Source organism: Streptomyces sp. NPDC059534 (assembly GCF_042743475.1).
Lineage (GTDB): Bacteria > Actinomycetota > Actinomycetes > Streptomycetales > Streptomycetaceae > Streptomyces.
Genome location: NZ_JBHWAQ010000055.1, coordinates 24,469 through 35,640, shown reverse-complemented (window position 1 = coordinate 35,640; position 11,172 = coordinate 24,469). Strand labels below are relative to the sequence as shown.

The window sequence follows — 11,172 nt, the reverse complement described above, 5'->3', positions numbered from 1 at the left end:
CCGGTGCGGCGATCGCCGCACCGGGGCTCCGGCGTCTCCCGGGTTCCTTGCCTCAGGCGTGCACCGGCTCCAGGTCCTGGGTCCGGACCAGCTCGGAGAGCCGCTCGGACCAGCTGCCCTTGTCCTGGCCGAGGGCGACCTCGGCCAGCCGCAGGAGCTGGATGTCGGAGGTGCCGGCCGGGGCGAAGATGTGGTGCGCGTCCCGGAGGTACCGCTCGATGGCCCGGTCGGTGAAGAGGCCCGCCGCGGCGTGGATCTCCATGGCGTTGCGGCCGGAGTCGATCGCCGCCTCGACGTTGACGAGCTTGGCGTTCATCAGCTCGGCGTCGCAGGAAAGGCCCTGGTCGAGCAGGTGTACCGAGTGGTACGCGGCCAGCCGGGCGGTCATCAGCCGGGACTGCATCTGGCCCAGCTTGAGCTTGACCGTCGGGAGGTCGTGGAGCGGCTTGCCGTAGCGGATCCGCTCGGAGGCGAACCGGGTGGTCTCCTCCAGGATCGCCTGGTGGATGCCGAGCGAGACGGCCGTGAGGTTGGCCCGCCCGTACAGCACGCTGGAGGAGTACGCGACGGAGAGGCCGTCGCCCTCGTCGCCGAGGCGATTGCCGGCCGGAACCCGGCAGTTCTCGAAGATCAGCTCGCCGAAGCTGAACCCGTGCAGGCCCATCGCTTCCTTCTGCGGACCGGTCCTGAACCCCGGGCGATCGGATTCGACCAGGAAAGCGGTGAGTCCCTTCGATCCGGGACCGGTCCTGACGACGACGCCGTGCAGATCGCCGACGTGGCTGTTGCCGACGAAGACCTTGCTGCCGTTGAGGATGTAGTCGTCGCCGTCCCGGACCGCGCTGGCGCTCATGCCGAGGACGTGACCACCGGACTCGGGCTCGGTGACCGCGATGGTCGGCAGGCACTCGCCGGCGGCGACCATCGGCAGCCAGGTCTTGCGCTGCTCGTCGCTGCCGAAGTGGACGATCTTCGCCGTGCCCAGCTGAGAAGCCTGGACCATGGCGCCCATGGCGCCGCTGACCCGGGAGAGCTCCTCGATGATGATCGTCTTGGCCAGGTGGCCGGCTCCCATACCACCGTATTCCTGGCTGATCGTCGCGCCCAGCCAGCCCTGCTCGGCGATGAGCCGCGAGAGCTCGTGGTGGACCGTGCGGGACGCCTCCATCTCGGCTATCCGTGGCCGAACCTCACGCTCAGCGAAATCGCGGACCGTCTCCCTGAGCTGATGATGCAGTCGGCTGCTGAAGTAGCTGTCCATCCGAGTCCCTCCCGCGAAACGCCTGACCGGTGGGGTCGACCAGTCAGGTGGTACATCGGCAGTGGTCCCGTCCCGAACAGGCCGACCACTTCATGGTGTTGATCTTTCCGGGACGGAGCAATATCGCCACGATATTTGGCCGAAACCGGAACGGTTGACGTTTGTTTCTGACTGTGTTTCGCGTGCTCTTGGCCTGCTCGGTCCGATCCGGGGTCCCTTCCCCGTGGGCATCTTTCTGCCACATGCCAACGGCAACGAACTCCCGGGCATATGGCCCCGAGCCCCCCTGCTTCACCACATGGGCCCCTTCATCACCAGAGAGGCGGCATTCCGGATCCCTTCCCCCTCTCCTCCTGCCCAGGTGAAGAGCCCCTCGGACCTCCGCGACCCCTCTTTCGAGCCCGCGACGGGGGCGTGCGGGCGCATCTCCCGGCGTGCCGGCGTGTCACGGAGAGTGAGCAAGGGCCCCCCACGCGCGCCCCGCCCCGCGCCGCGAAAGGTGTTCGTGACCACCCGGGAAAGTGCGGTATTGTTCTCATGCGCGTTCGACCAAGGGAAACCCCAGGTCAGACGGGCAACGGGACGTGGCGCAGCTTGGTAGCGCACTTGACTGGGGGTCAAGGGGTCGCAGGTTCAAATCCTGTCGTCCCGACTCGAAAGAGTCGCAGGTCAGAGGCCGTTTCAGAGCAATCTGAAACGGCCTCTGACTCGTTTTTGGGGACCAGTTGGGGACCAACTCGCCTTGACCGCGTCAGCGGGCGACCACGATCGGGCTCGGCAGGGGCCGGGGCACGCTGAGGTGTGCGGAGAGGGCGGCGCCAGCGGCCGGCGAGCACCGCCTCGAAGATGCGCTGCGTCATCTGCCCGACCGCGGCGTACCGCTCGGGCAGCATGAGCACCATAACCAAGGATCGGCCGTAGACGCCCTGAGCAGCCTCGAAGGGGATCCTGCCGAGGAAGCGGCCGTGCGGCCAGCGGCTCGTCCTCACCGATGGTCTTGACGCAGTCGTCGAACTCCACGGAAGCACAGACTCCAGCTCATGACGGAAGAGCGGCCAGTCGGGGCAGTCCCCGTAGTGCTACGCGAGCAGGAGCATGACCCGCCGACGGGACCGCTCCGGGTCTGCCAGCTCCGGCTCCTGGGGTGGAAGGGCTGAATCCTGCACAGCAGCCGACGCCCCGCTCGGACTGAGCGATCGCATGAGATGTCCACTCGCTGTGTGTAGGACCAGAGGTAGTCCGCGCCAGGTGCCCACCGGGCGTTTGGGGACCCTGTCACACCAGAACTTCGGCTTCGCCACGGAACTGCTTCACCGGTGGACGTCTCGCTACAGCACGTCAGACCTGGATGAACGGGGTACGCAGTCCGCCCCCTCATGGCCTACCGTCTTCGGACGGTATCGGAGGAGTTGCAAGCCGTTGCATCCCGGCTCACTGCACCGATCTCAGGTGGAGTGATCGGGTGCCGTCTGGAGAAGTTCGCTCGCGGGAGAGACCCCTCGTCTCTCCAGTTCGACCTGGCGACCGCGTCCACGAGCTCGGATCAGCGCCGGTCCCTGCGGTCGTCCCGGCGGTCTTCACGGTCATCGCTGCGGTCATCGCGGCGGTCCTCGCGGCGGTCCTCGCGCCGGTCACTGCGGCGACCGACCCCGTGGGCGACGACAGCTGCGGTGCCCGCCACAGCCGCTGTGCGAACGACGGGGCGGTCGATGACCCCGCGTCGTCCTCTGCGCATGGGTCCGAGAGGCATCTCATTCTCCTTCTTCGTCGGCTTCGATCGAGGCCAGGATGGCCTGGATCGGAATGCGTCCGTTGGCGATGAGCTGGCCTCCCGCGCGGCGGGCGGCGGAGGCAAAGGGCCCCGCCCACACGTTCTCCCAGACCAGCACTCCGGCTGTCGTGCCGGGCTCCATGGCTGTGGCCAGGTTGACCACGTCCTCTTCCGCGAGCAGGCCGGCCAGCTGCGCCTCCGCGGCGCGCAGTTCGCCGACGCTGTCTGGGGCATCGACCTCCATGACGTCGATCTCGCCGTCTGCCCCCTTCGTCAGGATGATCAGGTCCAGGACCCGGATGGTCCCCGAGGCGACCAGCTTGTCGAGCTCTTCGGCCATCTCGCCGGTGAAGTCGCCTGGACAAGGGGAAGAGGTCCGTGGGGACCACTTGGGGACCAACTCGCCTTGACCGGTCAGCGGGCGACCACGATCGGGCTCGGCAGGGACCGGGGTGCGCGGAGCACGCTGAGGTGTGCCGAGAGTGCGGCGCCGGCGGCGGTGATCTTGTGCACGTCGGGGTGCAGGTATCGCTGGGTGGTGGTCAGCGAGCCATGGCCGGCGATCTTGCGGGGACGTGCACCTGGACCCCGGCGTCGGCGAACCAGGTGAGTCCGGTGTGACGGAGGTCGTGGCGGCGCAGGGGCCAGCCGTCCTCGACCACACAGCGGGCCAGACGCAGTCGGCCGGTCTCGGTCAGGGGTGCATTACGGTGGGGCACGAGGGCCTTTCGGTCAGGTGCAGACGTCGTATCCCAGACCCGGGTGCAAAGCAGGCGCCTCAGCTCTCGGCGGGGGCGGCGGGCTGGTCTGCTTGCCGGGAATCGGATCGCCATCAACGGGGTTGGTGGGGGATGAGCCGTTATTGGAGGGCCATGCGAGCGATTCAGGTGTACGAAGTGGGCGGTCCCGAGGTGCTGCAGGAGGCCAAGGTGGACCAGCCGCGGCCGGGTCCGGGCGAGGCGATCGTGGAGGTCGCCGCATCCGGGGTCAACTTCCTCGACGTCTACCACCGCGAAGGCCGGTACAGCCTCCCGCTGCCCTTCACCCCGGGCGCTGAGGGCGCCGGCACGGTCGTCGAAGTTGGACCCGGCGTCGCTGACGTCGCAGTCGGGGACCGGGTCGGGTGGGTGGAGATTCCCGGCACGTATGCCGAGCGGGCCGTCGTGGACTCCTCCCGGCTGGTGCCGCTGCCCGACGATATCGGCTTCGAGACAGCCGCCGCCGTGCTCCTCCAAGGCATGACCGCGCACTATCTCGTCAAGGACGCCTACCCGGTTCAGGGGGGCGACACGGTGCTCGTGCATGCGGCTGCTGGTGGCATGGGGCTGCTTTTGACCCAGCTCATCACCCATCTCGGCGGCAGGGTGATCGGCACGACGTCGACCACGGCGAAGGCCGAGCTGGCGAAGCGCGCCGGGGCCGCTGAGGTGATCCTTTCCTCCGCAGTCGACGATCTCGCAGCCGAGGTGAGGCGGCTCAACGGCGGTCAGGGACTGCCGGTTGTCTTCGACGGCGTCGGCGCGCACACCTTCGATGCGAGCCTCGCCAGCCTGCGAACCCGCGGCCATCTCGTGCTCTTCGGCGCGGCAAGTGGTGCCGTGCCGCCGTTTGATCCGATTCGGCTCGCCCACGGCGGTTCGCTGACCCTGATCCGGCCCAGCCTCGGGCACTTCATCGCCGATCGGTCCGAACTGCTCCGACGGGCCGCCGATGTGTTCGAGTGGGTGCGCTCCAAGGCGCTTGAGGTCACCGTAACGGGCCGCTACGCATTGTCCGAGGCCGCCCAGGCCCACAGCGATCTGGAGGCTCGGCGTACCACCGGCAAGCTGCTCGTCGTACCCGATGCGGCCGCTATTGGACGCCGCGAGGAGACGCAGAGCTGATCGCGGGTGACGAGGTCGGGGATCTTGGAGACTGAGATGTCGAGGGCATGGCCGACCGTCATCGCCAAGATCCCCGACAGCGTCAGGCACTCAGCAGGCCAAGATCAAGTTCTGGCGGGTTTCTGGCGTATCTGGGTCACACCCCTTCAAGATCCCTCAGCCGAGACCTGGCTCACCCGTCCACAACCTCCCGGGACAGAACACCTAGGTCTGCCACAGTCCCTCTCGAAGGGTCTCCATCTCCGCAGAGTCAGCGATGGTGCGCTCCTGTCTGCGGACGTCCGGCTGGCGGAGGCAGGGGGCGGACGGCAGCGGCGGTTGTGCTCGGGCGGTGCGGTCCGGCCCGGGTGGACACCCCAGCTCCGGCCTCCGGTGCCAGGGCGGTAAGCGAGGCGGTGGCCCGGTGCCAGCGGGTCCGTATCGCAGTCAGGTCGGCGAGCGCGCGGCGGCTGCCGGTGATCAGCTGGTGGACGGTGGTTGTTGGGTCGTCGGTGTAGGTGTTGATTCGGCAGGCGACCTCACCGGCCCGCGCGAGCAGGGCCCGCTCGATGACCTTCCTGCCCCAGTGCTCCGGGGAGCCCGCAGGCGCGGACATGAGCGTGACCACCTCGTCCGGCGCGAGCCCTGAGGCAAGGAGCCCACGGTGCTGTGCTTCCCGCAGCACGGTGATCGGGTCGATCGGATCACTGCGATGGGACAGGGAGTTCAGGCCCTGCCAGAGCGCGCCGTGAGCCGACAGGGTGAAGTCGTTGGCGGTCAGCCAGCGCATCTCCTTGATGGCCGACGGCCACACTGCGGCGCTCGCGAGCAGCATCCGTTCCTCATCCAGGACTTCCTCGTCCATGCCACCCGCCGGTGTCGGCGGAACGGTGGTGCGGGGCAGGGAACCGGGGTGGGCGGGGAAGCGCCCGGAGAGCTCGTCCAAGTGCCTTGCGAGCGCGTCCGCCCGCGCGAGGACGGCCGCTGCCCGGTCCGGCAGGGCTATGTCGGCCGAGGCCCGCGCGAGGCGCTCGGAATGCTGGCGGATGGTTCGGCGGGCGTGCTCGGCCCGGACTGTCGCGGAGTACGCGGGCGCGTGCCTGGCATGAGGACAGGCCGAGATGAGTGTGTGCAGGTAAGAGACGGTCAGGCCCGGAGCGTTCGGTAGCGCCGCCTCCAGGACCGCGTTCACCCAGAACGGACCGGCCTGGTGACACACAGGATCGGGGGTCGGCACGCGAAGCATCGCGGAGAACAGCTCTCCGTGCGAGGCGTTGGAGAACGCATCGGCCTCGGCGGCGGTGATCCGGATCGGCTCCGGAGCGGCCGACTCGTCGCCGCCCAATGTGCCGGGCGAGGGGGCTGCGACCCACGTGCATTCGTTCACTCGGTGCCCGAAGAAGAGGGTCCCGGCTGGTTCGTCGATCGAACGGACGGTTGCATTGGTCTGGTTGTTGCTCCGCAGCGACCACGACCAGCGGTGCGCCTGGGCGGGGAACGTTGGCGCTAGGGCATCGGCGGGCCGGTCCTCGCGCGTGCCGCGCCGAGTGGTCCAGCCAGATTCCTCCCTCCGGGACCGCACCTCGACAACGTCCGCTCGGGGTGCCCAGGCGCCTCGTTCTCGGGCGTCGGAGAGGGCCTTGCGGGCGCCGGAAGGGAAAGGCTCGGCGCCGCCGCCCGGGCCTCCGCCGGCGCAGACGGTGGGGACGGGACGGTCGGTGGCGCCCCAGCCGAGGGCCTCGGCCATGGAGACCCACCGCTTGCGGCCCGGCCCGAACAACGACTCCGGCTCGGCTTGCCGGGCATGCGTCGGCGGAGGCGGCTCGGCGGTGCGGACGCGGGAGGCGAGCAGGATCGCCCGCTTACGGGTCTGCGGGACACCGAAGTCCGCTGAATTGAGCATCCCGCACCAGACGGAGAACCCCCAGGAGCGCAGGATCGCCGCGTACTGTTTCCACAGCGGCAGGACGTCGGGTACCTCCTCCATCGCGATCCACTCCGGCTCCCCGACCGAGTTCAGAGCGTGGAGGTAGCGCATCGGCTCCGCCGCGAGCAGGGAACGCCGGTCGCGGCAGGCGGCCAGGAGCTTCTCGCGGGTGTCCCGTCCGGCGGCGAGGTCGGCGACGGCCTGATGGACGAGGGGCTTGTCGAGCAGGCCGAGGCGCTTGCCGGCCATGGAGTACGCCTGGCAGGGCGGGGACGCGATGAACCCGTGGGTCCGGCCTGCGAACGGCCACACCGGGTAGGCGGCGACGTCGGTACGGATCGTCAGCAGGCCGGCTGCGGCGCGGGTCCGGCAGGCCCGCTCGTCCCATTCCAGGCCGATATCCCGGACGCCGAGGACGCGCAAGGGATGGCTCCAGCCGCCCGGGCCCGCGAACAGGTCCAGGACAACGTTCTTCATGTCGTGCGCCCGAAGTCGTCCTGGACCGGCTTGACTTCATTGCGAAAGGTCCAGGGGGAGCAGCCGTTGTCGACACCCCGCTCCAGTTGCTCGGCGGGGCGGGCAAGCATGGTGTTGGACTGAATCTCTGCACCGAGAGAGACGGCACGGAACTGGGGCGTGGCGGTAATAGGGATGTCCTTGTGCTAGATCGTCGGGGGCATCGGCGACGCGGGCCCGCGGGGTGACCGGTATGGCTGAGACACGGGAAGGGCGGGGGTGTTTTCGCCGGGCGCCGAGGGTGGCAGTGGAGCGGACCCGGGCGACCGCCTCGGTGTGGCGTCACCGCCGAGCGCTCGTCCGGGCAGCCGTCCTCGACCTGATCGGCAGCGACGTCGCGATGGCGGGGCGGCCGGGCTTCGGGGGAGGGGCGGCGAGGAGCGCCTGGATGCCTTCGGAGGTGAGCCGGATGGCGGACCGGCCCTCCTGGCCCGTGAGCGGGGTGAGGGTCAGCAACTCCTTGGCGGCGAGCGCATCGATGGTGGCGGTCCGTACGGAGGCGTTGAGGGGACTTTCCAGCTCACGGACGCTGCGGCGGGCATCACGGAATACGCCGTCCCCCCGCGCAAGCGAGGCGAGAGCCTTCCGCTGGGCCTCGCTGACCTTGACCGCGCCGCTGCTCGGACCGAGGTTCTCCCGTGCGGCGCGCGCCTGGGCGTAGAGGTATCCGTCGTGCCGGAGTAGTGCAGAGCCGACTTCCTGGCAGGTCACCGGTGCACGGTGCAGGTGGACTCGTGCCTGCTCCAGCAGGTGATCGGATGTAGTTGTGTCGCCGTGGGCGAGAGCGGAGATGCTGTCGGCCGTCCGCAGCGCGGCGGAGGTTATGGCCTCGGCCAGGCGACGGAGGAGTGAGACGGCGTCGAGGCCGTCGACGGTGGTCGTCGCGTTGCTCAGGGCGGCTTTGGCCAACAGCCCGGCGGCACGGAGTGAGGTCTGGTGAAGCGCGCCGCCCGCCCGGATCGTCATCGTGATGGGCAAGACCGACCCCGCCGCCGACCGGCACCGCCAGCAGTCGATGATCCTCGTGCCCCGCGACACCCCAGGTCTGGAGATCGTGCGCGGCATGGAGGTCTTCGGCTACGACGACCACGATCACGGCGGCCATGCCGAGCTGATCTTCACCGGCGTGCGGGTACCCGTCGCGAACTCGGAGACTGCGGCCACGATGCCGCCTACCGAGTTCCCCACGTCATTGTCATATGAAGGCGATCGGCATCAGCAGGCTCCTGCTGCTGATGCCGACTTTTGCTGACCTCCGAGGCTTTCAGGCCGCTGACCTGCGGTGATGTGCGTCGATCGTCATGTGGTGGAATTTCGTGGGTCGCACGGACGAGGAGATCCGCGTGGCGCGCGAGGACTGGATGCGCGGCGACCGCTTCGGCGAGGTGAAGGGCTACGACGGGGACCGCCTGGATGCCCCGGAGGTCCCTGCGACCAGCTGAAGGCCCGGGGGCGGGTGCGCTGACCTGGGCTTTCTCACCTCCTTGTCGATGGCTGGAGCAGGGACGCCGGACCAGGCCCCTGGCTGCCCCCGATGGAACCTGCCACCGGGGCGGACCGACGGCGCCGGGGCGAGCCCCCAGCCGTGCCCCATGACAGGGCTGGGGGCTCGTTCCGGAGAGACGGCAGGTGTCAGTCGCCCGCCTTCACCTTGGCGGCGGTCGCCGGGGGCTTGAGCTGGACCCAGCCGGCCTTGCTCGGTGCGCCCTCCTCGTTGAGGAGGAAGAGCATGTAGTAGCCGGGCGGGGCCGCGGCGGCGGTCGGCGGGGCCTGAAGCTCCAGGAAGTTGCCGCCGCGGCTCTTGATGCGCAGTTCGAGGTGACGCTGGCTGGTGTTGATCGAGTGGGTCGCGGTGGTCGGGGCCAGCAACACGGCGCGGGTGACGTCGTTGGGTGTGCTGGTGCTCACCGTGATCTTCTCGTTGTAGCCGACGCTCGGGTTGAAGACCAGACCGAGCGAGGGGCGGCTGCCCTGGTGGAGGTAGGCCGGCTCGTAGATCTCGATGCTGCCGTTGTTGTTGTCGTTGATGTCGGGGTCGTTGGCGAGCTGCTGGAGTTCGTCGCCCGTGATCATGACGCGGCCGTCCGGGAGGACCACGCCGTTGGAGTGGTAGCCACGCGGCAGCCGCTGGACGGGGCCGAGCTTCCAGTCGCCGTTCTCGTCGCGCAGTTCGACCTGGCGGTACTTCAGGTCGGCGTTGGGGTTGTACGGTCCGTTGCCGTAGTCGCGGATGTCGAAGGCGCCGTTGACAGTGAGCAGATTGCCGTTCGGCAGGAGCAGGGTGTCGTCCTGGGTGCGGCCGAAGGCGCGGGGCTTCTCGGTGTTCCACTTGCCGCCGGACAGACGGTAGGTGTTCGGGTCGTTGCGGTCGCCGCCGAGGACCAGGACCGAGTCGGGGCCCCTGAAGCCGGCCGGCAGGGGGACCGCTGAGCCGTAGTTGCGCCTCCACTCCCCACCATCAGGGCCAGGCTTGGCCTTGTTGATGTCCGGGCGGTTCGGCAGTTCGGTCTTGGTGTCGGCGGCGGTGTCGAAGAGCCATTGCTGGTCCACGGAGCGGCCGAGTCCGTAGATCTTTCCGTCGCGCAGCGAGAACAGGTGCGGATAGTCCCACTTGAACGGGGCCTCGGTCTTGAGCTTGTCCACCCCCCAGCCGATCGGCTTGGTCGACTTGTCGAAGGGCACCTGGTGGCTCGCGTCGGGGAAGCGCTCGACGACCGGGGTGGGGGTGCCCCAGCCGAGCTCCGACTGACCGGACATGATCACCTGACGTCCGTCGGCGCCGGTGACCACGCTGGGGTACCAACGGCCGACGGACATGTCCTTGTTGAGGTACCAGTCCTCCGCCCAGGGGTCGAAGACCAGGCTCAGCTTGGCGCCGCTGCCTCCGTTGCCGCCGAGGTTGCCGCCGAAGACGCCGAGCATGCCGTTGGGCAGGAAGGAGTGGCCGGCGCAGAAGAACGGGGCCGGGCGGGGTTCGTTCTTGCCGTCGGGCATGTTGACGACCGGTGGCTTCTTCTCGGTGAACGCGTTGGGACCGGTCCCCTTGGCGGGGTCCCAGATCCAGGCGCGGCCGGCATTCTGCTTGCCGATCGTGTCGGTGGGGGCGGGCTCCTTCTGCGGGTTGACCTCGATCCGCTCGAACGAGAACAGCAGGACCTTGCCGGTGGGCAGCAGTGCGACGTGGGCCGCGAAGTCCGGCGACTGGAAGTACTCCTGGAACCGGCCGAACTCGGCGGCGTCGAAAGACGCGTTGGCCTTCTCCTGGGAGGCGGTCAGCGATTTGAGCCGCTCCGTACGGGTGGTCTGCGGGTACTCGCCGACATCGGCCAGAGCCTTCCGGGTACGGGCGTGCTCCTCGGCGTGCTCCTTGCCGAGCGTCGCCGCCTCGTCCGGGTCGACGGTGACCGGCGCGGTCGCCGCCCGGGAGGCGGGGCCGTAGGGAAAGGCGTCGCCCCCCTCGTCGTGACCGGTGTGGGCCAGTACGGGGCCTGCCGATGCCAGGGCCATGGACGCGGCCATCGCGGTGGCGGCGCAGACGGAGATCGCCGTGGCGAGCCTCCGGCGCGCGGGCAGGGGCGGATTACTGCGGGACATGGGACTCCTTGCTGCAGAGAGGAGGGCGCAGCGGTTCGACTGGGGGACGCATCGGAGGGCGGGCTGCGCCGGGACTGCCACACGTTCACATAAAGTGACGAGCTTCAGTGTTTCGACGTATCAACCGGCTGTCGCCCTGAGGCACGCAGCCGGGTGATCCCGCGCGCCGAAAGCGCCCCTCCGCGCCTCTTGCGCCCCCCGACCAGCGTGTTTGCGGTCAACAAACGGGTGACGGGGGGCC

6 protein-coding genes, 1 tRNA gene and 4 pseudogenes are annotated in these 11,172 nt (G+C 69.1%); 4 read left to right on the top strand and 7 right to left on the bottom strand.

Translation table 11 applies throughout. The annotated features are described in order from the left end of the window. Positions 1 to 52 precede the first annotated feature (52 nt). Entirely contained in the window at positions 53 to 1,261 is a 1,209-nt protein-coding gene (locus ACFVZH_RS36505; protein ID WP_384904355.1) for an acyl-CoA dehydrogenase family protein, read from the bottom strand. Between the two features lie 578 nt (positions 1,262 to 1,839). Between ACFVZH_RS36505 and ACFVZH_RS36500 the strand changes: the two genes are divergently transcribed. After that, positions 1,840 to 1,913: transfer RNA gene (locus ACFVZH_RS36500), tRNA-Pro, on the top strand. Between the two features lie 1,099 nt (positions 1,914 to 3,012). On the opposite strand, the gene ACFVZH_RS36495 is transcribed toward ACFVZH_RS36500, so the two are convergent. Both ACFVZH_RS36495 and ACFVZH_RS36490 read right to left on the bottom strand, forming a co-directional pair. After that, complete coding sequence (locus ACFVZH_RS36495) at positions 3,013 to 3,372, bottom strand: DUF6325 family protein (RefSeq protein WP_384904353.1); 360 nt, start codon at positions 3,370 to 3,372, stop codon at positions 3,013 to 3,015. A 74-nt stretch (positions 3,373 to 3,446) separates the two neighbouring features. Continuing rightward, positions 3,447 to 3,676: pseudogene (locus tag ACFVZH_RS36490) on the bottom strand (tyrosine-type recombinase/integrase); the annotation flags it as partial. 228 nt (positions 3,677 to 3,904) lie between these two features. Between ACFVZH_RS36490 and ACFVZH_RS36485 the strand changes: the two are divergent. After that, positions 3,905 to 4,915 carry a quinone oxidoreductase family protein gene (locus ACFVZH_RS36485; protein ID WP_384904351.1) on the top strand — a complete coding sequence of 337 codons (1,011 nt, stop codon included), beginning with the start codon at positions 3,905 to 3,907 and terminating at the stop codon, positions 4,913 to 4,915. 250 nt (positions 4,916 to 5,165) lie between these two features. Here ACFVZH_RS36485 and ACFVZH_RS36480 read toward each other — a convergent pair whose 3' ends face one another. From ACFVZH_RS36480 to ACFVZH_RS36470, 3 genes and pseudogenes are all read right to left on the bottom strand, one after another. After that, entirely contained in the window at positions 5,166 to 5,759 is a 594-nt protein-coding gene (locus ACFVZH_RS36480; protein WP_384904356.1) for a DnaB-like helicase N-terminal domain-containing protein, read from the bottom strand. A gap of 423 nt (positions 5,760 to 6,182) precedes the next feature. Beyond that, positions 6,183 to 7,298, bottom strand: a pseudogene (locus ACFVZH_RS36475) (DNA cytosine methyltransferase); the annotation flags it as partial. 321 nt (positions 7,299 to 7,619) lie between these two features. Next, positions 7,620 to 8,315, bottom strand: coding sequence for a hypothetical protein (locus ACFVZH_RS36470; RefSeq protein ID WP_384904350.1), 696 nt, complete (start codon positions 8,313 to 8,315; stop codon positions 7,620 to 7,622). Here ACFVZH_RS36470 and ACFVZH_RS36465 point away from each other — a divergent pair. Further along, positions 8,299 to 8,484, top strand: a pseudogene (locus tag ACFVZH_RS36465) (acyl-CoA dehydrogenase); the annotation flags it as partial. The gene ACFVZH_RS36470 and the pseudogene ACFVZH_RS36465 sit on opposite strands and share 17 nt — an antisense overlap. A 148-nt stretch (positions 8,485 to 8,632) precedes the next feature. Further along, positions 8,633 to 8,802, top strand: a pseudogene (locus ACFVZH_RS36460) (pirin family protein); the annotation flags it as partial. A gap of 167 nt (positions 8,803 to 8,969) precedes the next feature. Here ACFVZH_RS36460 and ACFVZH_RS36455 read toward each other — a convergent pair. Further along, a complete protein-coding gene (locus ACFVZH_RS36455) occupies positions 8,970 to 10,931 on the bottom strand; it encodes a galactose oxidase-like domain-containing protein (protein ID WP_384904348.1) in 1,962 nt (653 codons plus the stop codon). Between the last annotated feature and the right edge of the window lie 241 nt (positions 10,932 to 11,172).

Bases quoted from the DNA above. Each gene is read 5' to 3' on its own strand.
- ACFVZH_RS36505 (WP_384904355.1), bottom strand. From the start codon at position 1,261: ATGGACAGCTACTTCAGCAGCCGACTGCATCATCAGCTCAGGGAGACG.
- ACFVZH_RS36480 (WP_384904356.1), bottom strand. From the start codon at position 5,759: ATGGACGAGGAAGTCCTGGATGAGGAACGGATGCTGCTCGCGAGCGCC.
- ACFVZH_RS36485 (WP_384904351.1), top strand. From the start codon at position 3,905: ATGCGAGCGATTCAGGTGTACGAAGTGGGCGGTCCCGAGGTGCTGCAG.
- ACFVZH_RS36455 (WP_384904348.1), bottom strand. From the start codon at position 10,931: ATGTCCCGCAGTAATCCGCCCCTGCCCGCGCGCCGGAGGCTCGCCACG.
- ACFVZH_RS36495 (WP_384904353.1), bottom strand. From the start codon at position 3,372: ATGGCCGAAGAGCTCGACAAGCTGGTCGCCTCGGGGACCATCCGGGTC.